Source organism: Streptomyces minutiscleroticus (assembly GCF_014650875.1).
Classification (GTDB): domain Bacteria; phylum Actinomycetota; class Actinomycetes; order Streptomycetales; family Streptomycetaceae; genus Streptomyces; species Streptomyces minutiscleroticus.
On sequence record NZ_BMVU01000004.1, the window covers coordinates 76,276 to 101,923 of the forward strand.

The 25,648-nt window shown below is 67.1% G+C and carries 27 protein-coding genes; all 27 read right to left on the reverse strand.

Translation table 11 applies throughout. The features are described 5' to 3' along the window. Positions 1-198 precede the first annotated feature (198 nt). The 27 genes from IE271_RS07475 to rpoB all read right to left on the reverse strand — a co-directional run bounded on the left by IE271_RS07475 (position 199) and on the right by rpoB (position 25,557). On the reverse strand, positions 199-384 hold the full coding sequence (locus tag IE271_RS07475; RefSeq protein ID WP_003948630.1) for a type Z 30S ribosomal protein S14: 186 nt from the start codon (positions 382-384) through the stop codon (positions 199-201). A 5-nt stretch (positions 385-389) separates the two neighbouring features. Then, the gene (gene rplE / locus IE271_RS07480; RefSeq protein WP_007384074.1) at positions 390-947 is read right to left on the reverse strand and encodes a 50S ribosomal protein L5; all 558 of its coding nucleotides are present in this window, start codon (positions 945-947) and stop codon (positions 390-392) included. Next, on the reverse strand, positions 947-1,270 hold the full coding sequence (rplX, locus tag IE271_RS07485; protein ID WP_030671805.1) for a 50S ribosomal protein L24: 324 nt from the start codon (positions 1,268-1,270) through the stop codon (positions 947-949). Before rplX ends, rplE begins: the two co-directional genes overlap by 1 nt. Positions 1,271-1,272: 2 nt before the next feature. Then, on the reverse strand, positions 1,273-1,641 hold the full coding sequence (gene rplN, locus IE271_RS07490; protein ID WP_003974257.1) for a 50S ribosomal protein L14: 369 nt from the start codon (positions 1,639-1,641) through the stop codon (positions 1,273-1,275). 103 nt (positions 1,642-1,744) lie between these two features. Beyond that, entirely contained in the window at positions 1,745-2,029 is a 285-nt protein-coding gene (rpsQ, locus tag IE271_RS07495; protein WP_190189402.1) for a 30S ribosomal protein S17, read from the reverse strand. Then, a complete protein-coding gene (gene rpmC / locus IE271_RS07500) occupies positions 2,029-2,253 on the reverse strand; it encodes a 50S ribosomal protein L29 (RefSeq protein ID WP_030174543.1) in 225 nt (74 codons plus the stop codon). The genes rpsQ and rpmC overlap by 1 nt, the downstream gene beginning before the upstream one ends. Then, positions 2,253-2,672 carry a 50S ribosomal protein L16 gene (rplP, locus tag IE271_RS07505; protein WP_190189403.1) on the reverse strand — a complete coding sequence of 140 codons (420 nt, stop codon included), beginning with the start codon at positions 2,670-2,672 and terminating at the stop codon, positions 2,253-2,255. The genes rpmC and rplP overlap by 1 nt, the downstream gene beginning before the upstream one ends. A 5-nt stretch (positions 2,673-2,677) precedes the next feature. Then, positions 2,678-3,514: a 30S ribosomal protein S3 gene (gene rpsC, locus IE271_RS07510; protein ID WP_190134826.1), complete on the reverse strand. Its 837-nt coding sequence runs from the start codon at positions 3,512-3,514 to the stop codon at positions 2,678-2,680. After that, positions 3,514-3,861, reverse strand: a complete 348-nt coding sequence (gene rplV / locus IE271_RS07515) for a 50S ribosomal protein L22 (RefSeq protein ID WP_030778516.1) — start codon at positions 3,859-3,861, stop codon at positions 3,514-3,516. Before rplV ends, rpsC begins: the two co-directional genes overlap by 1 nt. A gap of 44 nt (positions 3,862-3,905) precedes the next feature. Then, entirely contained in the window at positions 3,906-4,187 is a 282-nt protein-coding gene (rpsS, locus tag IE271_RS07520; RefSeq protein ID WP_190189404.1) for a 30S ribosomal protein S19, read from the reverse strand. A gap of 12 nt (positions 4,188-4,199) precedes the next feature. After that, the gene (gene rplB, locus IE271_RS07525) at positions 4,200-5,036 is read right to left on the reverse strand and encodes a 50S ribosomal protein L2 (RefSeq protein ID WP_190189405.1); all 837 of its coding nucleotides are present in this window, start codon (positions 5,034-5,036) and stop codon (positions 4,200-4,202) included. Between the two features lie 38 nt (positions 5,037-5,074). Beyond that, positions 5,075-5,494 carry a 50S ribosomal protein L23 gene (gene rplW / locus IE271_RS07530; RefSeq protein WP_190189406.1) on the reverse strand — a complete coding sequence of 140 codons (420 nt, stop codon included), beginning with the start codon at positions 5,492-5,494 and terminating at the stop codon, positions 5,075-5,077. After that, complete coding sequence (gene rplD, locus IE271_RS07535) at positions 5,494-6,147, reverse strand: 50S ribosomal protein L4 (protein WP_190189407.1); 654 nt, start codon at positions 6,145-6,147, stop codon at positions 5,494-5,496. The genes rplW and rplD overlap by 1 nt, the downstream gene beginning before the upstream one ends. A 5-nt stretch (positions 6,148-6,152) precedes the next feature. Further along, positions 6,153-6,797, reverse strand: a complete 645-nt coding sequence (gene rplC / locus IE271_RS07540) for a 50S ribosomal protein L3 (protein WP_190189408.1) — start codon at positions 6,795-6,797, stop codon at positions 6,153-6,155. Positions 6,798-6,814: 17 nt separating this feature from the next. Then, positions 6,815-7,123, reverse strand: coding sequence for a 30S ribosomal protein S10 (gene rpsJ / locus IE271_RS07545; protein WP_003948644.1), 309 nt, complete (start codon positions 7,121-7,123; stop codon positions 6,815-6,817). Between the two features lie 814 nt (positions 7,124-7,937). Continuing rightward, on the reverse strand, positions 7,938-8,204 hold the full coding sequence (locus IE271_RS07550; protein WP_190189409.1) for a hypothetical protein: 267 nt from the start codon (positions 8,202-8,204) through the stop codon (positions 7,938-7,940). A 214-nt stretch (positions 8,205-8,418) separates the two neighbouring features. Beyond that, positions 8,419-8,646 (reverse strand): hypothetical protein, encoded by a 228-nt coding sequence (locus IE271_RS07555; protein WP_190189410.1) that lies wholly within the window; start codon positions 8,644-8,646, stop codon positions 8,419-8,421. Between the two features lie 83 nt (positions 8,647-8,729). After that, positions 8,730-9,194, reverse strand: a complete 465-nt coding sequence (locus IE271_RS07560; RefSeq protein WP_229919188.1) for a hypothetical protein — start codon at positions 9,192-9,194, stop codon at positions 8,730-8,732. Between the two features lie 173 nt (positions 9,195-9,367). Next, positions 9,368-11,182, reverse strand: a complete 1,815-nt coding sequence (locus IE271_RS07565; protein WP_190189411.1) for an alpha/beta hydrolase — start codon at positions 11,180-11,182, stop codon at positions 9,368-9,370. Positions 11,183-11,191: 9 nt separating this feature from the next. Then, entirely contained in the window at positions 11,192-11,650 is a 459-nt protein-coding gene (locus IE271_RS07570) for a hypothetical protein (RefSeq protein WP_190189412.1), read from the reverse strand. 214 nt (positions 11,651-11,864) lie between these two features. Further along, positions 11,865-12,953 (reverse strand): Glu/Leu/Phe/Val dehydrogenase dimerization domain-containing protein, encoded by a 1,089-nt coding sequence (locus IE271_RS07575; RefSeq protein ID WP_190189413.1) that lies wholly within the window; start codon positions 12,951-12,953, stop codon positions 11,865-11,867. A 244-nt stretch (positions 12,954-13,197) separates the two neighbouring features. After that, on the reverse strand, positions 13,198-14,391 hold the full coding sequence (gene tuf / locus IE271_RS07580) for an elongation factor Tu (RefSeq protein ID WP_190189414.1): 1,194 nt from the start codon (positions 14,389-14,391) through the stop codon (positions 13,198-13,200). 135 nt (positions 14,392-14,526) lie between these two features. Further along, positions 14,527-16,653 (reverse strand): elongation factor G, encoded by a 2,127-nt coding sequence (gene fusA, locus IE271_RS07585; protein WP_190189415.1) that lies wholly within the window; start codon positions 16,651-16,653, stop codon positions 14,527-14,529. Between the two features lie 39 nt (positions 16,654-16,692). Then, positions 16,693-17,163 (reverse strand): 30S ribosomal protein S7, encoded by a 471-nt coding sequence (rpsG, locus tag IE271_RS07590; RefSeq protein ID WP_003998848.1) that lies wholly within the window; start codon positions 17,161-17,163, stop codon positions 16,693-16,695. A gap of 2 nt (positions 17,164-17,165) precedes the next feature. After that, a complete protein-coding gene (rpsL, locus tag IE271_RS07595; RefSeq protein WP_003948652.1) occupies positions 17,166-17,537 on the reverse strand; it encodes a 30S ribosomal protein S12 in 372 nt (123 codons plus the stop codon). Between the two features lie 515 nt (positions 17,538-18,052). Further along, entirely contained in the window at positions 18,053-21,952 is a 3,900-nt protein-coding gene (locus IE271_RS07600) for a DNA-directed RNA polymerase subunit beta' (protein WP_190189416.1), read from the reverse strand. 119 nt (positions 21,953-22,071) lie between these two features. Next, positions 22,072-25,557, reverse strand: coding sequence for a DNA-directed RNA polymerase subunit beta (gene rpoB / locus IE271_RS07605; protein ID WP_190189417.1), 3,486 nt, complete (start codon positions 25,555-25,557; stop codon positions 22,072-22,074). Positions 25,558-25,648: the final 91 nt, after the last annotated feature.

Consider the following 25,648-nt stretch of genomic DNA (forward strand, 5'->3'; position numbering starts at 1 on the left):
CTCTCTCGCCGGGGTTTCCTGGTGCGCCATCCCTCTCCCCGATCCGAGACGGGACGGGTGCGGCGCGGTGGACCTACGGCGTAGTAAGTCGTACGGGCGGCGGCAGACGCCCAACCCCACAAGCCTACGGCATGTGGCGTGGGCGTTCCGCCGCCCCGAATGCTTACCGAGAGCCTTGGTAACCCGGAATAACCGGTATTACCAGGAGCTCTTGGTCACGCCCGGCAGCTCGCCACGGTGAGCCATCTCACGAAGGCACACGCGGCACAGGCCGAACTTGCGGTACACGGAGTGGGGACGGCCGCAGCGCTGGCAGCGCGTGTAGCCACGCACGCCGAACTTGGGCTTGCGAGCAGCCTTCGCGATCAGAGCCTTCTTCGCCATCTCGCTCACGCCTCCTTGAAGGGGAAGCCGAGGTGACGGAGGAGGGCGCGGCCCTCGGCGTCGTTGGTCGCCGTGGTGACCACGGTGATGTCCATACCCCGGGTACGGTCGATCTTGTCCTGGTCGATCTCGTGGAACATGACCTGCTCGGTGAGACCGAAGGTGTAGTTGCCACGGCCGTCGAACTGCTTGGGGGACAGACCGCGGAAGTCGCGGATGCGCGGCAGCGCGAGCGACAGGGTGCGGTCCAGGAACTCCCACATGCGGTCGCCACGGAGCGTGACGTGGGCACCGATCGGCTGGCCCTCACGCAGCTTGAACTGCGCGATGGACTTGCGGGCCTTGGTGACGGCCGGCTTCTGACCGGTGATCGTGGTGAGGTCGCGGATCGCGCCGTCGATCAGCTTGGAGTCGCGGGCGGCGTCGCCCACACCCATGTTGACCACGATCTTCACGAGGCCGGGGATCTGCATGACGTTCTCGTACTTGAACTCGTCACGCAGCTTGCCCGCGATCTCCTCGCGGTACTTCGTCTTGAGACGCGGAGTGGTGGTGGTAGCCATCAGATGTCCTCACCCGTCCGCTTGGCAACGCGGATCTTGTTGCCCTCGTCGTCGAAGCGGTAACCGACACGCGTGACGACCTTGTTGCCGTCCTTCTCCACGACCAGCTGAACGTTGGACACGTGGATCGGGGCCTCGGTGGTCACGATGCCGCCGGCCTGGGAACCGCGAGCGGTCGGGCCGGCCTTGGTGTGCTTCTTGACCCGGTTGACACCCTCGACCAGGACGCGGTCCTCGCGGGGGTAGGCCGCGATGACCTTGCCCTGCTTGCCCTTGTCCTTGCCGGTGATGACCTGGACCAGGTCGCCCTTCTTGATCTTCATGCTTACAGCACCTCCGGCGCGAGCGAGATGATCTTCATGAACTTCTTCTCGCGCAGCTCACGGCCGACGGGGCCGAAGATACGGGTGCCGCGAGGGTCGCCGTCGTTCTTCAGAATGACGGCGGCGTTCTCGTCGAAGCGGATGTACGAGCCGTCCGGACGGCGGCGCTCCTTGACGGTGCGAACGATGACCGCCTTGACGACGTCACCCTTCTTCACGTTGCCACCGGGGATCGCGTCCTTGACGGTGGCGACGATGACGTCACCGATGCCCGCGTAGCGGCGACCGGAGCCACCGAGCACACGGATGGTGAGAATTTCCTTCGCACCCGTGTTGTCGGCGACGCGCAGTCGCGACTCCTGCTGGATCACGTCTATCTCCTGATTGTCTGCCGGTTCCCGGCAGGGACCTCTTCTGCGAGCGGTCCCTGCCGAGCCTGGCGGAACTGTTCCTAGGGAGTCCCCCTAGGAGGGATTACTTGGCCTTCTCGAGGATCTCGACGACGCGCCAGCGCTTGGTCGCGGACAGCGGCCGGGTCTCCATGAGGAGGACGCGGTCGCCGACACCCGCGGCGTTCTGCTCGTCGTGCGCCTTGAGCTTGTTCGTACGGCGGATGACCTTGCCGTACAGCGCGTGCTTGACACGGTCCTCGACGGCGACGACGACGGTCTTGTCCATCTTGTCGCTGACGACCAGACCCTCACGGGTCTTGCGGAAACCGCGGGTCTCGGTGTTCTCAGTCACGTTGCTCTCGCTCATCAGGCGCTCTCCACCGTCTCGATGCCCAGCTCGCGCTCACGCATCAGGGTGTAGATCCGGGCGATGTCCTTACGGACCGCCTTCAGACGGCCGTGGTTCTCGAGCTGACCCGTCGCCGCCTGGAAGCGGAGGTTGAACAGCTCTTCCTTGGCCTCGCGGAGCTTGCCGAGAAGCTCCTCGTTGCCCAGCTCGCGCAGCTCGGACGCCTTGGTACCGGCCGACATCACGCTTCACCTGCCTCGCGCTTGACGATCCGGCACTTCATCGGCAGCTTGTGGGCCGCACGCGTCAGAGCCTCACGCGCAATCTTCTCGTTCGGGTAGGACAGCTCGAACATGACCCGACCCGGGTGCACGTTCGCGACCCACCACTCGGGCGAACCCTTACCGGAACCCATGCGGGTCTCGGCGGGCTTCTTGGTCAGCGGGCGGTCCGGGTAGATGTTGATCCAGACCTTGCCGCCACGCTTGATGTGGCGGGTCATCGCGATACGAGCCGCCTCGATCTGGCGGTTGGTCACGTACGCCGGCGTGAGGGCCTGGATGCCGTACTCGCCGAACGCAACCTGCGTACCGCCCTTGGCCATGCCGCGGCGCTTGGGGTGGTGCTGCTTGCGGTGCTTGACCCTACGGGGGATCAGCATGTCGGTCAGGCCTCCGTTCCGGTGCTCTCAGCCGGAGCGGCAGCGGCGGGCGCCTCGGCCTTGGGGGCCTCGGCGGCCGGAGCCGACTGCTGCTGCGGCTTGCGACCGCGACCGCCACGCTCGCCACCGCGGCCACCACGGGCCGGGCGGTCGTTGCCACCACGGGCCGGGCGGTTGCCGGCGCGGGCAGCGGCGTTCTCGGCGCGGACCTCGGCGATGTTCTTGACGTCGCCCTTGTAGATCCAGACCTTCACGCCGATGCGGCCGAAGGTCGTCTTGGCCTCGAAGAAGCCGTAGTCCACGTTCGCACGGAGCGTGTGCAGGGGCACGCGGCCCTCGCGGTAGAACTCCGAGCGGGACATCTCGGCGCCGCCGAGGCGGCCACCGCACTGGATCTTGATGCCCTTGGCGCCGGCCTTCATGGCGGACTGCATGCTCTTGCGCATGGCCCGACGGAAGGAGACGCGGGAGGAGAGCTGCTCGGCGACGGCCTGGGCCACGAGCTGAGCGTCCGTCTCGGGGTTCTTGACCTCGAGGATGTTCAGCTGGACCTGCTTGCCGGTGAGCTTCTCGAGGTCGCCGCGGATGCGGTCGGCCTCGGCGCCGCGGCGGCCGATGACGATGCCCGGACGCGCGGTGTGGATGTCCACACGCACACGGTCACGGGTGCGCTCGATCTCGACCTTGGAGATGCCGGCGCGCTCCATGCCGGACGTCATCATCCGACGGATGGCGACGTCTTCCTTGACGTAGTCCTTGTACAGCTTGTCGGCGTACCAACGCGACTTGAAGTCGGTCGTGACACCGAGCCGGAACCCATGCGGGTTTACCTTCTGGCCCATTACCGGGTTCCTTCCTTGCTGCTGACGACCACGGTGATGTGGCTGGTCCGCTTGCGGATCCGGTAGGCACGGCCCTGGGCGCGCGGACGGAACCGCTTCAGGGTCGGGCCCTCGTCGACGTAGGCCTCGGAGACGAAGAGGCTGTCGACATCGGTGTGGTCGTAGTTGTGCGCGGCGTTGGCGATGGCGCTGTCCAGCACCTTGCCGACCGGCACGCTCGCGGCCTGCGGGGCGAAACGCAGGACCGCCTGAGCCTCCGTGGCATCCATGCCACGGATGAGGTCCACCACGCGGCGGGCCTTCATGGGCGTGACGCGGATGTACCGCGCCTGGGCCCTGGCTTCCATGGTTGTCCCTTCAGTGTTTGTCATGATCATTCACACCCCGCTGACTAGCGGCGCTTCGACTTCCGGTCGTCCTTGACGTGACCCCGGAAGGTGCGCGTCGGCGAGAACTCGCCGAGCTTGTGGCCGACCATCGACTCGGTGACAAACACCGGGATGTGGGTCTTGCCGTTGTGCACCGCGATCGTGTGGCCGAGCATGGCCGGGACGATCATCGAGCGACGGGACCAGGTCTTGATGACGTTCTTGGTGCCGGCTTCGTTCTGGGCGTCCACCTTCTTGATCAGGTGGTCGTCGACGAAGGGCCCCTTCTTGATACTGCGCGGCATCTAAACCCGCTCCTAGCGCTTCTTGTTCGTCTTGCGGCGGCGGACGATGTACTTGTTGCTCGCCTTCTTGGGAGCACGAGTACGACCTTCCTTCTGACCCCACGGGGAGACCGGGTGGCGACCACCGGAGGTCTTGCCCTCACCACCACCGTGCGGGTGGTCAACCGGGTTCATCGCCACACCGCGGACGGTCGGGCGGACGCCGAGCCAGCGCTTGCGGCCGGCCTTGCCCCAGTTGATGTTCGACTGCTCGGCGTTGCCGACCTCGCCGACGGTGGCGCGGCAGCGCACGTCGACCAGACGGATCTCACCGGACGGCATACGGAGGTGGGCCATCTGGCCCTCCTTCGCGAGCAGCTGCACGGAGGCACCGGCGGAGCGGGCGAACTTCGCGCCGCCACCGGGACGGAGCTCGATCGCGTGGATCGTGGTACCGACCGGGATGTTGCGGAGCGCCAGGTTGTTGCCCGGCTTGATGTCGGCCCCGGGACCGTTCTCGACACGGTCGCCCTGCGACAGGCCGCGCGGCGCGATGATGTAGCGCTTCTCGCCGTCGGCGTAGTGCAGCAGCGCGATGCGCGCGGTGCGGTTGGGGTCGTACTCGATGTGCGCGACCTTCGCCGGCACGCCGTCCTTGTCGTGACGACGGAAGTCGATCACGCGGTAGGCGCGCTTGTGTCCGCCACCCTGGTGGCGAACGGTCACACGACCGGCGTTGTTACGGCCGCCCTTGCTGTGCAGCGGGCGGACCAGCGACTTCTCCGGCGTGGACCGCGTGACCTCGACGAAGTCGGCGACGCTGGAGCCACGACGGCCCGGAGTCGTCGGCTTGTACTTGCGGATACCCATTTCTCAGTCCTCGTCCGATATCGGACGATCCTGACCGCTTACGCGGTCGGACCGCCGAAGATGTCGATACGGTCGCCCTCGGCGAGGGTCACGATCGCGCGCTTGCTGTCGGCGCGCTTGCCGAAGCCCGTGCGGGTCCGCTTGCGCTTGCCCTGGCGGTTGATCGTGTTGACCCCGGTGACCTTGACCGAGAAGACCGACTGCACGGCCTCCTTGATCTGGGTCTTGTTGGCACGCGGGTCGACGATGAAGGTGTACTTGCCCTCGTCGAGGAGCGCGTAGCTCTTCTCGGAGACGACGGGACGGAGCAGCACGTCACGGGGGTCCGTGAAGGACTTGCTCAGCGGCGTCTCGACGGTGTTCTTGCCCTCGGTGGCGTGGCGCTTCGCCTTGGCGACACGCGCGGCCTTGGCGGCCTTGGCCGCCTTGGAGGCGATGCTGGGGTGACGCGTAGCCATCAGGCCTCGCTCCCTTCGGTGTCAGTGGCCTTCGGGCCGGACACGAAGGACTCGAAAGCGGCCTGGGTGAAGACCACGTCGTCGGAGACGATCACGTCGTACGTGTTCAGCTGGCCCGGCTCCAGGATGTGGACCTGGGGCAGGTTGCGGGCGGAGAGCAGGCTCTTCTCGTCCGCGCGGTCGACGACCAGCAGCACGTTCTTACGGTCGCTGATCTTGCCGAGCAGGGTCTTGGCGGCCTTGGTGGAGATCTCGCCCTCGACCACGCCGGTGACGACGTGGACGCGGTTGCTGCGGGCCCGGTCGGTGAGGGCGTGGCGCAGGGCCGCGGCCTTCATCTTCTTGGGGGTCCGCTGCGAGTAGTCGCGCGGCACGGGACCGTGCACGACGCCACCACCGGCGAACTGCGGCGCGCGGGTCGAGCCCTGGCGGGCGCGGCCGGTGCCCTTCTGGCGGTACGGCTTCTTGCCACCACCACGGACCTCGCCGCGAGTCTTGGTCTTGTGGGTGCCCTGGCGGGCGGCAGCGAGCTGCGCCACGACGACCTGGTGGATCAGCGGGATGCTGACCTTCTCGACGTCGAAGATCTCGGCCGGGAGCTCGATGGTCCCGGTCTTGTCGCCGGCGGGCGACAGAATGTCAATGGTGCTCATAGTCCTCAGGCCCCCTTGGCCGCGGTGCGGACCAGGACGAGGCCGCCGTTCGGACCAGGAACCGCGCCCTTGATGAGGAGCAGGCCCTTCTCCGCGTCAACGGCGTGAACGGTCAGGTTCTGGGTGGTGACCCGCTCGTTGCCCATGCGGCCAGCCATGCGGAGGCCCTTGAACACACGGCCCGGGGTGGCGCAGCCACCGATGGAACCGGGAGAGCGGTGCTTGCGCTGGGTGCCGTGCCCGGCGCCGAGGCCACCGAAGTTGTGGCGCTTCATGACACCGGCGAAGCCCTTGCCCTTGCTCTTGCCGGTCACGTCCACCTTGACGCCGGCCTCGAAGGTCTCGGCGGTGATCTCCTGGCCGAGGGTGTACTCGCTGGCGTCAGCGGTACGGATCTCGACGAGGTGGCGGCGGGGGGTGACGTCGGCCTTGGCGAAGTGGCCCTTGAGGGGCTTGTTCACCTTGCGCGGGTCGATCTCGCCGAAGGCGATCTGGACCGACTCGTAGCCGTCGGTGTCGTTCGTACGGACCTGGGTCACGACGTTCGGGCCGGCCTTGACGACGGTGACGGGAACAACGCGGTTGTTCTCGTCCCACACCTGCGTCATGCCGAGCTTCTCGCCCAGGATGCCCTTGATCTGCTTAGCCATTCTCAGATCACCGACCCTCAGAGCTTGATCTCGATGTCGACACCGGCCGGGAGGTCGAGTCGCATCAGAGAGTCAACGGTCTTGGGCGTCGGGTCGAGGATGTCGATCAGGCGCTTGTGCGTGCGCATCTCGAAGTGCTCGCGCGAGTCCTTGTACTTGTGCGGCGACTTGATGACGCAGTACACGTTCTTCTCAGTGGGCAGCGGCACCGGGCCCGCGACCGACGCACCAGTACGGGTCACCGTCTCGACGATCTTCTTCGCCGAGGAGTCGATGACCTCGTGGTCGTAGGCCTTGAGCCGGATGCGGATCTTCTGTCCCGCCATGGCTACTTCGTAGTCCTTCGTCTCTCGTAAACGCTCTGGAGCCCGGGGGTTCCCGTTCCCTCTCCGACCCCCGCGGTCGGGCGTGTCGCGCTCCGACTGCATGGATATCCACAAGGGATTTCCCTGCTGGGGCGCGGCCTCGGACCGCGGACCGGGGATGGAACACCCACCGGGCGCCTGGCCGGCACCCCGCTGACGCTTCCCGGAAGATTCCCGTACGTCCGCTCCAGCGCTGCCTCTCGGCAGTTGGAGCGACGAGTACTGTGGGACTCGCTTCCGGTCCTCCCGGCGGGAGGCGCGCAGCATCGGCACTCAACCGAGCAACCCGGACAGTCTGCCACACCCGGCGGCGGACTGGCCAATCGAGCCGAAGAGATTACCCCGGGAGTGACGTAGGTCAAACCCGGGGCCTTGCGCGACCGCCCGAGGCATCCCTCTCCGCATGGGTACGCAGAGATCGCCGACACTCCGGTGGGGCGCACCGTACGACCTCACGGGACCGACCACTGCGGTGACCGTACGCCGTGCACCCCGTGCCTGTTTCGCGCTTCCGCGATCGCCGTGCTCGGCCCCGCCCTCCCGGCCTACGGCCGAACGGCTCAGGAGGACACCGGCACCTTCTGCACCTACCCACCGGGAACGACTGCCTCCGGGCAGTGAAGCCCCTCTCACGACGTGGAACGCCTGCGGCACCCTTCACCCGGCAGAGCGCCCCCGGTACAGGGCTCGTCCGGCATCGCACCACGGCGCGCCACGGGGGCTGCCCACGAAGCCGCGTCTTCATCGCGGCCGAGCAGGGCGCTCCGGCTGCGCCTCAGGATTCTCCGTCGAGGTTCGCCCCGTCGGAAGCACGGAAGCAGCCGGACACGACGGTCACCTGCAACGCGGGGTTCTCCTCGCCGGACGCTCCTGTGACGTGCAAAAAGGCGTCGACCGAGAAGCGGTCCTTCTCCGAGTCCGCGGTGAGCTCGAGGTTCTCGTCGGCGCTGGAGTCCTCCCCGTGGTCGGTGACCTTCCGGCCGCGCTCGGGCAGTCCGTCCTCCAGCCGCTGAAACCCGGTCTCGAGGTCCTCCGCCGGCACCCGTGGACCGACCGGGGACGGCGGGCACGGTACAGATGCTCGGCGTCCTCCTCGCAGGCGGAGGTGCCGGGACCGGGCTCGGTGACCTGTCCGGCCTCGATACCGATCAGGTCGAGAACCTGGCTGGAGACGTCTTCGGTCTTCTCCCGGGCCCTGTCGATGTCAAGCGTGACGGGGGCGCAACCGAGATCGTTCATGTCAGTGGAGCGTCCCGTCACAGCGAGTGGAACGGCCAGGACGACGGCGCCGGGGACGTGGCGCCACCCAGGCCGACGGCGGGGCGGGACCGCTCGTCTTCCCTCACATCGTCGTAGTGGCCAGCGACAACGGCGCCCTGGTTCTTCGGCGACGGAGAATCACGGTCCCAGTACCCGCCGTGTCCGCTGGTGCCGATGTCCACGCGCTGAGCACCGAACGCCTCGTCGGACGGGATGACCTGCACGTATCCGGCGTTGAAGGGAATTCCTTGCCACGTCTCGACGCCCCACTCGTACCCACCGGGGCCGGTTCGGCGCTTCCCCGGATTCAGAAACGTTGGATCTTCTCGCCGTCAGGGATCTTGTAGCAACCGGAGACGACGCTCAGACTCAGTTTCGGAGGATCGTTCTTCGCCATCTGGACGATGTTGACGCCGAACTTCTTCTCGTCGTGGTCGGCCGTGAGGTTGATGTTCTTGTTCTTACTGGTGTCCGGCCCGTACTCGACGATCTTCCACCCGTGCTCGGGGAGGTTCTCCTTCAGTTGCTCCATCGCCTTGTCGAGGTCGTTCGGCGATGCGGGGTAGAAGCTCCACGGATGCAAGATCTGAAAATACTTCTCCCGATCCCTCCCCGGGCATTCCGTGACTGTCGAGCGGCTGTCGGAGGCTTTCCCCTTGACCCCGATCAGGTCATAGAGCTCGCTGGAGACCTTCTCTGTCTCCTCTGCGGCAGCGAGCGAGGTGCTCGTGCCGGCGGACGGAACTTCGTCGGAGTCCTTGCTGTCGGTCATGCTGCATCCAGTGATGGTCGCGAGGGTGAAGGGTACGAGGAGCGCGGGGACGCTCATTTTGGTCTTCAAGTCGAGAAGCCTCTGTTAGCGGGACCGGAATGTCGGCCGATCGAGCCGTCGAGCAGTCCGCAGCCGATCGACGAACGGCACGAACCGGCCCGACGGAACTGTGTCTATCTCATGTATGCCGAGGGGTTCGTCGGTTCCTCCAACTTCGCGTTGTCCCCGTGCCCGGCCACCACTTGGCCCTGGTTCCACAGGCTCTCTGTGCTCTCCTTCCAGTAATCGCTGTGCCCCTCGGTGTCCGTGGTCATCTGCTGGGCACCGAAACGTTCATCGCTCGGGATCGTCCAGGGACCGTCCCAGTCCGTTCCGCCGTGCCCGAAGCGACCGATGTCCGGGACGGGATCCCCGTCGGCCTCTTCGTTCCACACGTGCCCTTCGGGAACGTCCATCTGCTCAGCCTTGGGCACTTGGACTCCCGGACTGCCCGCGAGGATCACGTCGTCGGCGTTCAGCTCCCCCTGCCGTGCCGCAGAGCCGATGAGGGTCGTGCCGTACGAGTGGCCGATCGCCGTGCGATGCGGTTCCGACTGACCGGAATGCGACGCTTCGAGGCCGTCCATGAACCGGTTGAAGGCAGGAGCGCCGTCGTTCGCATAATGGCTGAACGGCGAGTCCTTGACGATGTCCTGGGGCGCGTCGTATCCGAGCCAGGTGACCGTGGAGACCGACTTGCCGTCAGCCGCGTCGTCGGCTACATGCCAGAGATTCACCATGCGGTTGATGTCTCCGCCGATACTTCCCAGATTCGATGTCGTACCGGGCACAAACACCGCCTGGTGGTCCGCCGTGTCCGGGTTGCCGTTGGCGACGACGGCCCGGCCGTTGCCCTCGGCGCTGAAACCCAGCAGGTACGCCTCGGGCAGGCCCCTGACGCCCGTCGAGTCGAAACGGTCCTGGATGCTCTGCATCCCCTTGAGCGACTTGTTCAGCTGCTCGTAGCGGTCCCCGTACTGTCTGTGCCACTCCATCCATTCGTCGGTGTGCACCTTGGACGGGTACGGGCCTGCGGTGATCCACGTCCATTCGTTGGCGGGCGGCTTCGGGATCGAGTCCAGTTCCATCTGCATGCTTGCCCGCGTCTCGTTGAACACGACGCGGTTGGCCTCGTCCCTGACCGCGGACGGCAGCCCGTCGAGCCTGCCCACGACGGCGGGCTCGGCGGACATCCAGGCCGTCTGTTCCTCCGGGCTCAGTCCCCTCCACCATTCCGCGTTGTCCTTCGGGCTCCCGCCCTCGGGCGGCCGCGGCAGGGAGCCGAGATAGTCCTGGCCGGCTTCGCGTACGCCGCCCGTGTCCGCCTGCGCGTCGGCCCAGTCCCGCTGGGAGACGACCAGGTCGTCGTCGGCCTTCAGCGCGCGCAGCTTCGGCGCCCACTTCGCGTCCGCGTCCGTGGCTTCCTCGAGAGCGCCCGCGATGCGGTTGGCGAATCCCAGCGCCTTGCCGTAGTTCGGGTTCGGATGGATGCCGGCCGCCTGGCGCTCCAGTGCCGAGGCCGTGGGATCCATGGGACCCGCCGTGCCCGTCACGGTGCCGCCCTCGGGAACCTTGCCGTCGACCTCCTCGCCGCCCGCCGGATAGCCGACCGAGCCGTCAGCGCCCACCGTGCAGCCGCTGGCACGGGCGTCAGCGAGCGCCGTCTCCAGCTTCCGCTTCGCCGCGGCCATGTCGAAGGCGAAGCCGTTCAGCGCCGTGCTGACCAGGCCGCACTCCGTCTGCGCGTAGTGGAAGTTCTTCGACAGTTCCTGCAGTTCCCGCAGCGCGGCCTTCGCCGCCTCGCCCTCGAGCGTGTTGCGGATCCCGGCGCAGATCTGGTGGTCGACCGTGTCCTTGGCCGCACCGGCCATGTCTCCGATGGCCCGGTACCCGTCCGCGGCCTGTTCGTACTCGGTGGACTTGAAAGCCTTCAGCGTCGCGAGGTCCACGGCTGGGGATCACTTTCCCTTCGCCTGGCCGCCGACGGCCTCGGTGTCCTGGTACTTCGTCTTGATCCGGTCCAGCTCCGCCTTGAGCTGGTCGTCGGTCCCGGCGAGGTCGTGACCGGACTGCTCCAGGAGTCCGCCCAGCTCCGTACAACGGCTGCTCACATCACCGACGTACTTCTTCCAGGAGTCGTACAGCTCCTTCTGCGCCGCCGCGGACTGGCAGCCTTCCGTCCCCCCGAGGCCCGCCTGCCCGTTCTCCAACTGCGTGAGGGCTTTGCCGATGTCGTCCTTCAGGCCCTTGGTGCCTTCACCGGCCTTGGCCCACGCCTTCTTGTCCGACTTCAACCGCTCCGAGGCCGCACCGCCCGGAGCGCCGTTGCCGGAATCGGCCACCTGGTTCAGCTGCATCTGCGCCGAACCATGCGCCGAGGCATCCGCCTTGAGGCGCTCCCACTCCTCCCACGCCATACCTGGCTCCCCCTTACGGCTCCGGTCCTGAGAAGAATCGACCTGCCGTCCCTACGGCACAGATCTTCACGACAGCCACGGCTGCCTCGACGTACGGTAACCATCAAGGCCATGCGCCACATTCGCATCCGCCACCAAGCGGATTGAGTACGCGTACTCATGCGTGGCCGTCGTGGCGATGCTCTCGTTCGAGGCCGCGTCCCTAGACGACCCCCTACGCCAGCATCGCGCCCGCGACCCGCTCGAAGCCCGCGATGTCCGCACCGGTCACGTGGTCGCCGGGCGCGCCGTAGCGCTCGGCGGTCTCGCGGCAGGTGGTGTGGACGTCGTTCATGACGCGTGCCAGCTCGTCCTCCACCCGCTGTGGCGCCCACACGGTCCGTGCCGCGTTCTGCGCCATCTCCAGGGCGCTGACCGCGACCCCGCCCGCGTTGGCCGCCTTGCCGGGGCCGAACGCGACGCCCGCCTCCCGGAAGAGCTCCACCGCCCGCGGCGTGGCGGGCATGTTCGCGCCCTCGGAGACCGCCTTGACGCCGTTGCGGATCAACGCGGCCGCGTCGTCCTCGTCCAGCTCGTTCTGGGTGGCCGACGGCAGCGCGACGCCGGCCGGGACCTCCCGGACCCGTCCGCCGGGCACGAACCGCGCGGACGCGCCGCGGCGCTCCGCGTACACGCTGATCCGGGTCCGCTCGACCTCCTTGACCTGCTTGAGCAGCTCCAGGTCGACGCCCTTCTCGTCGATCACGTAACCGCTGGAGTCCGAGCAGGTCAGCGGGTTGGCCCCGAGGGCCGTCAGCTTCTCGATCGTGTGGATCGCGACGTTGCCGGAGCCGGAGACCACGGCCGTCCGGCCCGCCAGGTCCTCGCCGCGTTCGCGCAGCATCGCCGCCGCGAACAGGACGTTGCCGTACCCGGTCGCCTCGGGCCGGATCGCGGAACCGCCCCACTGCCGTCCCTTGCCGGTGAGGGACTTCACGATGCCGAGGTCGACCGAGGGGTGGAAGCGCAGGCCGCCCTTGTACGGGCCGAGCGCGCTGTTGAACTCGACCCGGAAGCCTCGGTTCACATGGACCCGGCCCCGGTCGTCCTGCCACGGCACCCGGAAGATGATCTGCCGCTCCGGCTCGCAGAGCCGCTCCAGCAGGCCCGGCTCCGCGTACTCGGGACGGGCCGCGAGCACCGGCGCGAGGGTCTCCAGCACCTCGTGGACCGCCTGGTGGAACTCGGGCTGGGCCGGGTTCCGGCGCTCGATCCCGGTCCGCAGGGAGGCGAGCACGGTCTTCGTATCGGGTCGTGACACCACGGGAGCCCTTCTGGCGCGGACGCCGGCAACGGCCGGCACGGATGCGCTCGGCGCCATCGCCGGTGGGCGGACGGGCCGAGGGGGAGGCCGGCCTCACCGGCGGAACCGTTCCAGCGCACCACCGCACACGACAAGAGGACCCGTACGACCGAAGTCGTACGGGTCCTCTCGTGTGCTCGTGCCGGGATGCCTCACGGCACCCCCGGAGCTACCGGGCGGTCAAGCCCAACAGGTAAGCCGGAACTTACTTGTTGATCTTGGTGACCTGGCCGGCGCCCACGGTCCGGCCACCCTCACGGATGGCGAACTTCAGGCCCTCCTCCATGGCGACGGGCTGGATGAGCTCCACCTTCATCTCGGTGTTGTCACCCGGCATGACCATCTCGGTGCCCTCGGGGAGGGTCACGACGCCGGTCACGTCCGTCGTACGGAAGTAGAACTGCGGGCGGTAGTTGTTGAAGAACGGGGTGTGGCGGCCACCCTCGTCCTTCGACAGGATGTAGGCCTGGGCCTCGAACTCGGTGTGCGGGGTGACCGAACCGGGCTTGATGATGACCTGGCCGCGCTCGACGTCCTCGCGCTTGATGCCGCGGAGCAGCAGACCGACGTTCTCACCGGCCTGGCCCTCGTCGAGCAGCTTGCGGAACATCTCGATGCCGGTGACCGTGGTGGAGGTCTTCTCCGGCTTGATGCCGATGATGTCCACGGTCTCGTTGACCTTCAGGACACCGCGCTCGATACGGCCGGTGACGACCGTACCGCGACCGGTGATCGTGAAGACGTCCTCGATCGGCATGAGGAACGGCTTGTCGACGTCGCGCTCCGGCTCCGGGATCGACTCGTCGACGGCGGCCATCAGGTCCAGGACCGACTGGCCCCACTCCTTGTCGCCCTCGAGCGCCTTCAGAGCGGAGACCTTGACGACCGGAACGTCGTCGCCCGGGAACTCGTACTCGGAGAGGAGCTCACGCACCTCGAGCTCGACGAGCTCCAGGATCTCCTCGTCGTCCACCATGTCGGCCTTGTTCAGGGCGACGACGATGTACGGAACGCCGACCTGGCGGGCCAGGAGCACGTGCTCCTTGGTCTGCGGCATCGGGCCGTCGGTGGCGGCGACCACGAGGATGGCGCCGTCCATCTGCGCCGCACCCGTGATCATGTTCTTGATGTAGTCCGCGTGACCGGGGCAGTCGACGTGGGCGTAGTGACGCGTCTCGGTCTGGTACTCGACGTGCGCGATGGAGATGGTGATACCGCGCTGGCGCTCCTCAGGAGCCTTGTCGATCTGGTCGAAGGCCGAGGCCTCGTTCAGGTCCGGGTACGCGTCGTGCAGCACCTTGGTAATGGCGGCCGTGAGGGTCGTCTTACCGTGGTCGATGTGACCGATGGTGCCGATGTTGACGTGCGGCTTAGTCCGCTCGAACTTCGCCTTCGCCACTGGGGTCCTCCTGTGGAGTGGTTCTGTACGCCTTACTCATCGGCGCCAGGTGATCTTTGCTGGGGTGCCGGCCGCCGGAACCCGGGATCGGATCCCGGCGGTCGGTGTCAAGCCTAAGGCGTGGAACGGGGTGCGTTACTCGCCCTTGGCCTTCGCGATGATCTCCTCGGCGACGTTCCGCGGAACCTCGGCGTAGGAGTCGAACTGCATCGAGTAGCTCGCGCGACCCGACGTCTTGCTGCGGAGGTCGCCGACGTAGCCGAACATCTCCGACAGCGGAACCAGGCCCTTCACGACGCGGGCGCCGGCACGCTCCTCCATGGCCTGGATCTGACCACGGCGGGAGTTGATGTCGCCGATGACCTCACCCATGTAGTCCTCGGGCGTGGTGACCTCGACGGCCATCATCGGCTCGAGCAGCACGGGGCTGGCCTTGCGCGCGGCCTCCTTGAAGGCCTGCGAACCGGCGATCTTGAACGCGAGCTCGGAGGAGTCGACCTCGTGGTACGCACCGTCGAGCAGCGTGACGCGGACACCGGTCATCTCGTAACCGGCGAGGATGCCGAACTGCATGGCCTCCTGCGCACCGGCGTCGACCGAAGGGATGTACTCCTTCGGGATGCGGCCACCGGTGACCTTGTTCACGAACTCGTACGAGGCGTCGCCGCCCTCGATCGGCTCGATCGCGATCTGCACCTTGGCGAACTGACCGGTACCACCGGTCTGCTTCTTGTGCGTGTAGTCGACGCGCTCGACGGCCTTGCGGATCGTCTCGCGGTAGGCGACCTGCGGCTTGCCGACGTTCGCCTCGACCTTGAACTCGCGCTTCATGCGGTCGACGAGCACCTCGAGGTGAAGCTCGCCCATACCGCCGATGACGGTCTGGCCGGTCTCCTCGTTGGTGTGCACCTGGAAGGAGGGGTCCTCCTCCGCGAGACGCTGGATGGCGACACCCAGCTTCTCCTGGTCGCCCTTGGACTTGGGCTCGATGGCGACCTCGATGACCGGCGCCGGGAAGTCCATGGACTCCAGGATCACCGGGTTCTTGTCGTCGGCCAGCGTCTCACCGGTGGTGGTCTGCTTCAGGCCCATGACGGCGACGATGTCGCCGGCGCCCACCGACTCGATCTCCTCACGCTTGTTGGCGTGCATGCGGTAGATCTTGCCGATGCGCTCCTTCTTGCCCTTGACGGAGTTCAGCACCGAGGTGCCGGACTCCAGGCGGCCCGAGTAGACCCGGACGAAGGTGAGCTTGCCGAGGTGCGGGTCGCTCATGATCTTGAACGCCAGCGCGGACAGCGGCTCGTCGTCGGACGGCTTGCGCTTGACGACCTCCTCCGGGTCGTTGACGGCGTGGCCCTCGATGGCCTCGACGTCGAGCGGGGAGGGGAGGTAGCGCACGACCGCGTCGAGCAGGGGCTGGACGCCCTTGTTCTTGAAGGCGGTGCCGCAGAACACCGGGGTGACGGTGGTGTCGCTGGACTTGCCGGACGCGATGGTGATGCGACGGATCGCGGCGTACAGCTGCTCCTCGGAGGGCTCCTCGCCCTCCAGGTACAGCTCCATGATCTCTTCGTCGTTCTCCGCGACGGCCTCGAGCAGCTTGCCGCGCCACTCCTCGGCGGCCTCGGTGTGCGTGGCCGGGATGTCGACGACGTCGTACATCTCGCCCTTCGCGGCCTCGGCGGACCACACGAGCGCCTTCATGCGGACCAGGTCCACGACGCCCTTGAAGTCGGCCTCGGCGCCGATCGGCAGCTGCATGACCAGCGGCTGGGCACCCAGGCGGTCCGAGATCATGTCCACGCAGCGGTGGAACTCGGCGCCGGTGCGGTCCAGCTTGTTGACGAAGCAGATGCGCGGCACGCCGTAACGGTCGGCCTGACGCCACACCGTCTCGGACTGCGGCTCGACACCGGCGACGCCGTCGAACACCGTCACGGCACCGTCGAGCACGCGCAGGGAGCGCTCCACCTCGACGGTGAAGTCGACGTGACCCGGGGTGTCGATGATGTTGATGGTGTGGTCGACGTCCTCAAGCGGCCAGTGACAGGTGGTGGCAGCAGAGGTGATCGTGATGCCACGCTCCTGCTCCTGCTCCATCCAGTCCATGGTGGCAGCGCCGTCGTGGACCTCACCGATCTTGTACGAGACGCCGGTGTAGAAGAGGATCCGCTCGGTGGTGGTCGTCTTGCCCGCGTCGATGTGGGCCATGATCCCGATGTTGCGGACCCTGGCCAGGTCAAGTGAAGTGGTAGCCATAAGGCTTCAGTCTTCTCTCGGTCTCGATGTGGGTAGCGACTACCAGCGGTAGTGCGCGAAGGCCTTGTTGGACTCGGCCATCTTGTGGGTGTCCTCGCGCTTCTTCACGGCCGCACCGAGGCCGTTCGAGGCGTCGAGAAGCTCGTTGAGCAGACGCTCGGTCATGGTCTTCTCGCGACGGGCGCGGGAGTAACCGACCAGCCAGCGCAGCGCCAGGGTGTTGGCGCGGCCGGGCTTGACCTCGACCGGCACCTGGTAGGTGGCGCCACCGACACGGCGGGACTTGACCTCGAGGGTCGGCTTGATGTTCTCGAGAGCGCGCTTCAGCGTGATGACCGGGTCGTTGCCGGTCTTCTCGCGCAGGCCCTCCATGGCGCCGTAGACGATGCGCTCGGCGGTGGAGCGCTTGCCGTTCAGCAGCACCTTGTTGATCAGGGAGGTCACCAGAGGAGAGCCGTAGACCGGGTCGATGATGACCGGACGCTTCGGGGCGGGGCCCTTACGAGGCATTCTTACTTCTCCTTCTTGGCGCCGTAGCGGCTGCGGGCCTGCTTGCGGTTCTTGACACCCTGGGTGTCGAGCGAGCCGCGGATGATCTTGTAACGAACACCCGGCAGGTCCTTCACACGGCCGCCGCGCACGAGCACGATGGAGTGCTCCTGCAGGTTGTGTCCCTCACCCGGAATGTAGGCCGTGACCTCGATGCCGGAGGTCAGACGCACACGCGCGACCTTCCGCAGGGCCGAGTTCGGCTTCTTCGGGGTGGTCGTGAACACACGCGTGCAGACGCCGCGGCGCTGAGGGGAACCCTCGAGTGCGGGCGTCTTGTTCTTCTCGACCTTGTCCTGCCGGCCCTTGCGGACCAGCTGCTGGATCGTAGGCACTACTTCTCCGGTTTCTGTGTGCCGATTGGTAAAGCTAACCTGGAACGTCACCGACCCACGCGGTCGGGTGTGTCGAATGCTGCAGACTTCCACCGCGAGGCGAGAAGGGCGCAGATTACGGTGGCCGGTGACGACTCCCCTTGCGGTTGAAGGCACGCACGGGAGCCAGGGCACACCCCAGGCACAAGGTCTGAGCGTACCTATCGCATCCACTCCGGTCAAAACAAATGCCCCCGCACAGGACACGCCGGCAGCCCTCCCCTTACAGGATACCCCCTGGGCGTATGAAACGCGGGGCTGCCCTGGGGGTTCGCCGAGCGGGCCGGCGGACCGGCTCGGAACGGCCCGCGGGACCCGAGGGGCTCCGGGGCACGTTGATGCCCGGGATGCCCGGTATACGGCCGCCAGGGACCCTCCAGGCCCCATGGCCCCTGCCCTGGATGCCCCCGACGCCCACAACGCCGCAGGGCGGCCCCTCCCGGAGGAAGGACCGCCCTGTGCGTCAAGCTGCCCGCTTACTGGTTGTACGGACCGTAGTCGTAGTCCTCCAGCGGAACGGCCTGGCCGGAGCCGGTGCCGAACGGCGAGTAGTCGATGTCGTCGTAGCCGACGGCCGAGTACATCGCGGCCTTGGCCTCCTCGGTCGGCTCGACCCGGATGTTGCGGTAGCGGGACAGGCCCGTACCGGCCGGGATGAGCTTACCGATGATGACGTTCTCCTTGAGGCCGATCAGGGAGTCGGACTTGGCGTTGATCGCCGCGTCCGTGAGGACCCTGGTCGTCTCCTGGAAGGACGCCGCCGACAGCCACGACTCGGTCGCCAGCGAGGCCTTGGTGATACCCATCAGCTGCGGACGGCCGGAGGCCGGGTGGCCGCCTTCCTGGACCACGCGACGGTTCTCCTGCTCGAACTTCGAGCGCTCGACCAGCTCGCCGGGCAGCAGCTCCGCGTCGCCCGACTCGATGATCGTCACACGGCGGAGCATCTGCCGGATGATGATCTCGATGTGCTTGTCGTGGATCGACACGCCCTGCGAGTTGTAGACCTTCTGGACCTCGCCGACCAGGTGGACCTGGACGGCCCGCTGGCCGAGGATGCGCAGCACGTCGTGCGGGTTGGTGGCACCCACGGTGAGCTTCTGGCCCACCTCGACGTGGTCGCCCTCGCCCACCAGGAGACGGGCGCGCTTCGAGATCGGGTACGCCGTCTCGTCGCTGCCGTCGTCCGGGGTGACGACGATCTTCTTGGTCTTCTCGGTCTCCTCGATCCGCACGCGGCCGGAGGCCTCGGAGATCGGGGCGACACCCTTGGGCGTACGGGCCTCGAAGAGCTCGACGACACGCGGCAGACCCTGGGTGATGTCGTCACCGGCCACACCACCGGTGTGGAAGGTACGCATCGTCAGCTGGGTGCCGGGCTCACCGATGGACTGGGCGGCGATGATGCCGACCGCCTCACCGATGTCGACCAGCTTGCCGGTGGCCAGCGAGCGGCCGTAGCACATGGCGCAGGTGCCGACGGCGGACTCGCAGGTCAGGACCGAGCGGGTCTTGACCTCCTCGACGCCGTGCTTGACCAGCTCGTCGATGAGCACGTCACCGAGGTCCGTGCCGGCCGGGGCCAGCACCTTGCCGTCGACGACGATGTCCTCGGCGAGGCAGCGCGCGTACACGGACGTCTCGACGTCGTCCGCCTTGCGCAGCACGCCGTCCGCGCCCCGCTCCGCGATGTGCAGGCGCAGGCCGCGGTCGGTGCCACAGTCCTCCTCGCGGATGATGACGTCCTGGGAGACGTCGACGAGACGACGGGTGAGGTAACCCGAGTCGGCGGTGCGCAGGGCGGTGTCCGCCAGACCCTTACGGGCACCGTGCGTGGAGATGAAGTACTCCAGCACCGACAGGCCCTCGCGGAAGGACGCCTTGATCGGACGCGGGATGGTCTCGTTCTTCGCGTTCGACACCAGACCACGCATACCGGCGATCTGACGCATCTGCATCATGTTGCCTCGTGCACCCGAGTTCACCATCATGAAGATCGGGTTGGTCTTCGGGAAGTTGTCGTTCATCGCCTCGGCGACCTCGTTGGTCGCCTTGGTCCAGATCGCGATGAGCTCCTGCGTGCGCTCGTCCTTGGTGATCAGACCGCGCTCGTACTGCTTCTGGACCTTCTCGTCCTGGGCCTCGTAGCCGCGGACGATCTCCTTCTTCGCCTCGGGGACGACGACGTCGGAGATGGCCACGGTGACGCCGGAACGGGTGGCCCAGAAGAAGCCGGCCGCCTTCAGGTTGTCGAGCGTCGCCGCCACGATGACCTTCGGGTAGCGCTCGGCGAGGTCGTTGACGATCTCGGAGAGCTGCTTCTTGCCGACCTCGTAGTCGACGAACGGGTAGTCCTCGGGCAGCAGCTCGTTGAAGAGCGCACGGCCCAGCGTGGTCTTCAGGCGGAAGCTGTCACCCTGCTGCCACTCGGGCTCGCCCTCCTCCTGCGCCGGCGGGGTCCAGCCGCGCGGCGGGATGGTGCCCACCGGGAAGCGGATGTCCACGCGCGACTGCAGCGAGAGCTCGCCGGCGTCGAACGCCATGATCGCCTCGGCCACGGACGCGAAGGAGCGGTCCTCGCCCTTGACGTTCCGCATCTCGCCGTCGGTGGTGAGGAAGAACAGACCGAGGACCATGTCCTGGGTCGGCATCGTCACCGGACGGCCGTCGGCCGGCTTGAGGATGTTGTTCGAGGACAGCATCAGGATGCGGGCCTCGGCCTGCGCCTCCGCGGACAGCGGCAGGTGCACGGCCATCTGGTCGCCGTCGAAGTCCGCGTTGAACGCGGTGCAGACGAGCGGGTGGATCTGGATGGCCTTGCCCTCGACCAGCTGCGGCTCGAAGGCCTGGATGCCGAGGCGGTGCAGCGTGGGCGCACGGTTCAGCAGAACCGGGTGCTCCGCGATGACCTCTTCCAGGACGTCGTACACGACCGTGCGGCCGCGCTCGACCATCCGCTTGGCGCTCTTGATGTTCTGCGCGTGGTTCAGGTCGACCAGGCGCTTCATCACGAACGGCTTGAAGAGCTCCAGGGCCATGGCCTTGGGCAGACCGCACTGGTGCAGCTTCAGCTGCGGGCCGACGACGATGACGGAACGCGCCGAGTAGTCGACTCGCTTGCCGAGCAGGTTCTGACGGAAACGACCCTGCTTGCCCTTCAGCATGTCGCTGAGGGACTTCAGCGGGCGGTTGCCGGGGCCCGTGACCGGGCGGCCGCGGCGGCCGTTGTCGAAGAGGGCGTCGACCGCCTCCTGGAGCATGCGCTTCTCGTTGTTGACGATGATCTCGGGCGCGCCGAGGTCGAGAAGCCGCTTCAGGCGGTTGTTGCGGTTGATGACACGGCGGTACAGGTCGTTCAGGTCGGAGGTCGCGAAGCGGCCACCGTCCAGCTGCACCATCGGACGCAGGTCCGGCGGGATGACCGGCACGCAGTCGAGCACCATGCCCTTGGGGCTGTTGCTGGTCTGCAGGAACGCGGAGACGACCTTCAGGCGCTTGAGCGCACGGGTCTTCTTCTGGCCCTTGCCGGTACGGATGATCTCGCGGAGGCGCTCGGCCTCCTCCTCCAGGTCGAAGGACTCCAGGCGCTTCTGCAGCGCGGCGGCGCCCATCGAGCCGTCGAAGTACGTGCCGAAGCGGTCACGCAGCTCGCGGTAGAGGAGCTCGTCGCCCTCCAGGTCCTGGACCTTGAGGTTCTTGAACCGGGTCCACACCTCGTCGAGGCGGTCGATCTCGCGCTGCGCGCGGTCGCGCAGCTGCTTCATCTCGCGCTCGGCGCCCTCGCGCACCTTGCGGCGCACGTCGGCCTTGGCGCCCTCGGCCTCCAGCTCGGCCAGGTCGGTCTCGAGCTTCTTGGCGCGGGCCTCCAGGTCGGCGTCCCGGCGGTTCTCGATCTGCTGCCGCTCGACGGAGACGTGCGCCTCCAGGGAGGGCAGGTCGCGGGTGCGGCGCTCCTCGTCGACGTACGTGATCATGTACGCCGCGAAGTAGATGACCTTCTCCAGGTCCTTCGGCGCCAGGTCGAGCAGGTAGCCCAGACGCGACGGGACGCCCTTGAAGTACCAGATGTGGGTGACGGGGGCGGCCAGCTCGATGTGGCCCATCCGCTCACGGCGCACCTTGGCGCGGGTCACCTCGACGCCGCAGCGCTCACAGATGATGCCCTTGAAGCGGACGCGCTTGTACTTGCCGCAGTAGCACTCCCAGTCCCGGGTGGGGCCGAAGATCTTCTCGCAGAAGAGCCCGTCCTTTTCCGGCTTGAGGGTGCGGTAGTTGATGGTCTCGGGCTTCTTGACCTCGCCGTGGCTCCACTGACGGATGTCGTCAGCGGTGGCCAGGCCGATCCGGAGCTCGTCGAAGAAGTTGACGTCGAGCACTATGCGTCAATCCCTCTCAGGGTTGTAAGTCTTGGGGTCTGAAACGGGGGTCCTGGGGCCGGCCGGGGGCCCGGTGATGCCAGTGGTGTCATCGCCGGGCCTCCCGACCGGAACTCCCGTCAGACCTCTTCGACGCTGCTCGGCTCGCGCCGGGACAGGTCGATGCCGAGCTCCTCCGCCGCGCGGAAGACGTCCTCGTCGGTGTCACGCATCTCGATGGACATGCCGTCGCTGGACAGCACCTCCACGTTCAGGCACAGGGACTGCATCTCCTTGATGAGCACCTTGAACGACTCGGGGATTCCCGGCTCGGGGATGTTCTCGCCCTTGACGATGGCCTCGTAGACCTTCACGCGGCCGGTCACGTCGTCGGACTTGATGGTCAGCAGCTCCTGGAGGGCGTAGGCGGCGCCGTACGCCTCCAGCGCCCACACCTCCATCTCACCGAAGCGCTGGCCACCGAACTGGGCCTTACCACCCAGCGGCTGCTGGGTGATCATCGAGTACGGACCGGTCGAGCGGGCGTGCAGCTTGTCGTCGACCAGGTGGTGCAGCTTGAGGATGTACATGTACCCGACCGAGATCGGGTCCGGGAACGGCTCGCCGGAGCGGCCGTCGAACAGCCGCGCCTTGCCGGACGGGAGGACCATGCGGTCGCCGTCGCGGTTCGGCAGGGTGTTCTCCAGCAGACCGGCCAGCTCGTCCTCGCGGGCACCGTCGAAGACCGGGGTCGCCACGTTGGTCCGCGGGTCGACCTGGTCGGCGCCGATGGCCTGCAGACGCCGCGCCCAGTCGTCGGCGAGACCGGAGACGTCCCAGCCCTGGCTGGCGAGCCAGCCGAGGTGGATCTCCAGGACCTGCCCCGGGTTCATGCGGGACGGCACACCGAGCGGGTTGAGGATGATGTCGACCGGGGTGCCGTCCTCCAGGAACGGCATGTCCTCGATCGGCAGGATCTTCGAGATGACGCCCTTGTTGCCGTGGCGGCCGGCGAGCTTGTCACCGTCGGTGATCTTGCGCTTCTGCGCGACGTAGACGCGGACCAGCTGGTTCACGCCCGGCGGCAGCTCGTCGCCCTCCTCGCGGTCGAAGACGCGGACGCCGATGACCTTGCCGGTCTCGCCGTGCGGCACCTTCAGCGAGGTGTCACGGACCTCACGGGCCTTCTCACCGAAGATCGCGCGCAGCAGGCGCTCCTCCGGCGTCAGCTCGGTCTCACCCTTCGGGGTCACCTTGCCGACGAGGATGTCGCCGGCGATGACCTCGGCACCGATGCGGATGATGCCGCGCTCGTCGAGGTCGGCGAGGACCTCCTCGGAGACGTTCGGGATGTCCCGGGTGATCTCCTCGGGGCCGAGCTTGGTGTCACGGGCGTCGACCTCGTGCTCCTCGATGTGGATCGAGGAGAGGACGTCGTCCTGCACGAGGCGCTGCGACAGGATGATCGCGTCCTCGTAGTTGTGGCCCTCCCACGGCATGAACGCCACGAGCAGGTTCTTGCCGAGCGCCATCTCGCCGTTCTCGGTCGCCGGACCGTCGGCCAGGACCTGGCCGGCGACGACCCGGGCGCCCTCGTCCACGACGACCTTCTGGTTGACCGAGGTGCCCTGGTTGGAGCGGGAGAACTTCGCCAGGCGGTACGTGGTGTACGTGCCGTCGTCGTTGGCGGTGGTGATGTAGTCCGCGGAGACCTCCTGGACCACACCGTCCTTGTCCGACTTCAGGACGTCACCGGCGTCGACCGCGCAGCGGTACTCCATGCCGGTGCCGACCAGCGGCGCCTCGGACTTGATCAGCGGCACGGCCTGGCGCATCATGTTCGCGCCCATGAGGGCGCGGTTGGCGTCGTCGTGCTCGAGGAACGGGATCATGGCGGTCGCGACCGACACCATCTGGCGCGGCGAGACGTCCATGTAGTCCACGTCGTCGGGCGCGACGTAGTCGACCTCGCCGCCGCGGCGGCGGACCAGGACGCGGGCCTCGGCGAACCGCAGCTCGTCGGTGAGCGGCGCGTTGGCCTGCGCGATGACGAAGCGGTCCTCCTCGTCGGCGGTCAGGTAGTCCACCTCGTCGGTGACCTGGCCCTCGACGACCTTGCGGTACGGCGTCTCGACGAAGCCGAACGCGTTGACCCGGCCGTAGGAGGCGAGCGAGCCGATCAGACCGATGTTCGGGCCTTCGGGCGTCTCGATCGGGCACATGCGGCCGTAGTGCGAGGGGTGCACGTCACGGACCTCGAAGCCGGCCCGCTCACGCGACAGACCGCCGGGACCCAGCGCCGAGAGGCGACGCTTGTGCGTCAGACCCGACAGCGGGTTGTTCTGGTCCATGAACTGCGAGAGCTGGCTGGTGCCGAAGAACTCCTTGATGGAGGCGACGACCGGCCGGATGTTGATCAGGGTCTGCGGCGTGATCGCCTCGACGTCCTGGGTGGTCATGCGCTCGCGCACGACGCGCTCCATACGGGCCAGACCCGTGCGGACCTGGTTCTGGATGAGCTCGCCGACGTTGCGCAGGCGGCGGTTGCCGAAGTGGTCGATGTCGTCGGTCTCGACGACGATCGACTGGCCGTTGTCGCCGACCGTCTCGGTCTCGCCCGCGTGCAGCTTCACCAGGTACTTGATCGTCGAGATGATGTCCTCGACGGTCAGGATGCCGGCGTCGAGCGGGGCGTCGCCGCCCAGCTTCTTGTTGACCTTGTAGCGGCCGACCTTCGCGAGGTCGTAGCGCTTGGGGTTGAAGTAGAGGTTCTCGAGCAGCGTCTGCGCGGCCTCGCGGGTCGGGGGCTCGCCCGGGCGCAGCTTGCGGTAGATGTCGAGCAGCGCGTCGTCCTGCCCCTGGGTGTGGTCCTTCTCCAGGGTGGCGCGCATGGACTCGTACTCGCCGAACTCCTCGAGGATCTGCTCGGTCGTCCAGCCGAGCGCCTTCAGGAGGACGGTGACGGACTGCTTGCGCTTGCGGTCGATGCGGACGCCGACCATGTCGCGCTTGTCGATCTCCATCTCCAGCCAGGCACCGCGGGAGGGGATGACCTTGGCGGAGAAGATGTCCTTGTCGGACGTCTTGTCGATGGAGGAGTCGAAGTAGACGCCCGGCGAGCGGACCAGCTGCGACACCACGACACGCTCGGTGCCGTTGATGACGAAGGTGCCCTTGTTGGTCATGAGCGGGAAGTCGCCCATGAAGACCGTCTGGGACTTGATCTCGCCGGTCTCGTTGTTGGTGAACTCCGCGGTGACGAAGAGCGGGGCGGCGTACGTGAAGTCGCGCTCCTTGCACTCGTCGATGGAGTTCTTCGGCGGCTCGAAGCGGTGGTCACGGAAGGTCAGCGACATCGACCCGGAGAAGTCCTCGATCGGGGAGATCTCCTCGAAGATCTCCTCCAGACCGGACTTGGTGGGGACGTCCTGTCCGCTGTCCAGAGCCGCCTCGACACGAGCCTTCCACGCGTCGTTGCCGAGCAGCCAGTCGAAGCTCTCGGTTTGCAGCGCAAGAAGGTTCGGAACCTCGAGGGGCTCCTTGATCTTTGCAAAGGAGATGCGCAGCGGGGCGGTGCTGGCGCCGTTGTTCGTATTCGCGGTCGAGGCGTTGCGCGAGGCGGCCAAGAGGGGGTCCTTCCGAGGGCTCGGACTCACTACGCGCGTACCGGTCCCAAGCCGGGGCACAGAGACAAGGCCCCTCTGATCTGGTCGATAA

Coding starts and splice junctions, on each gene's coding strand:
- rplP (WP_190189403.1), bottom strand. CDS start 2,672: ATGCTGATCCCCCGTAGGGTCAAGCACCGCAAGCAGCACCACCCCAAG.
- rplX (WP_030671805.1), bottom strand. CDS start 1,270: ATGAAGATCAAGAAGGGCGACCTGGTCCAGGTCATCACCGGCAAGGAC.
- rplV (WP_030778516.1), bottom strand. CDS start 3,861: ATGGAAGCCAGGGCCCAGGCGCGGTACATCCGCGTCACGCCCATGAAG.
- rplD (WP_190189407.1), bottom strand. CDS start 6,147: ATGAGCACCATTGACATTCTGTCGCCCGCCGGCGACAAGACCGGGACC.
- fusA (WP_190189415.1), bottom strand. CDS start 16,653: ATGGCTACCACTTCACTTGACCTGGCCAGGGTCCGCAACATCGGGATC.
- rplW (WP_190189406.1), bottom strand. CDS start 5,494: ATGGCTACGCGTCACCCCAGCATCGCCTCCAAGGCGGCCAAGGCCGCC.
- rpmC (WP_030174543.1), bottom strand. CDS start 2,253: ATGTCGGCCGGTACCAAGGCGTCCGAGCTGCGCGAGCTGGGCAACGAG.
- IE271_RS07560 (WP_229919188.1), bottom strand. CDS start 9,194: ATGACCGACAGCAAGGACTCCGACGAAGTTCCGTCCGCCGGCACGAGC.
- rpsC (WP_190134826.1), bottom strand. CDS start 3,514: ATGGGCCAGAAGGTAAACCCGCATGGGTTCCGGCTCGGTGTCACGACC.
- rpsQ (WP_190189402.1), bottom strand. CDS start 2,029: ATGAGCGAGAGCAACGTGACTGAGAACACCGAGACCCGCGGTTTCCGC.
- IE271_RS07570 (WP_190189412.1), bottom strand. CDS start 11,650: ATGGCGTGGGAGGAGTGGGAGCGCCTCAAGGCGGATGCCTCGGCGCAT.
- IE271_RS07475 (WP_003948630.1), bottom strand. CDS start 384: ATGGCGAAGAAGGCTCTGATCGCGAAGGCTGCTCGCAAGCCCAAGTTC.
- rpsG (WP_003998848.1), bottom strand. CDS start 17,163: ATGCCTCGTAAGGGCCCCGCCCCGAAGCGTCCGGTCATCATCGACCCG.
- rplE (WP_007384074.1), bottom strand. CDS start 947: ATGGCTACCACCACCACTCCGCGTCTCAAGACGAAGTACCGCGAGGAG.
- rpsS (WP_190189404.1), bottom strand. CDS start 4,187: ATGCCGCGCAGTATCAAGAAGGGGCCCTTCGTCGACGACCACCTGATC.
- rplB (WP_190189405.1), bottom strand. CDS start 5,036: ATGGGTATCCGCAAGTACAAGCCGACGACTCCGGGCCGTCGTGGCTCC.
- rplC (WP_190189408.1), bottom strand. CDS start 6,797: ATGGCTAAGCAGATCAAGGGCATCCTGGGCGAGAAGCTCGGCATGACG.
- rpsJ (WP_003948644.1), bottom strand. CDS start 7,123: ATGGCGGGACAGAAGATCCGCATCCGGCTCAAGGCCTACGACCACGAG.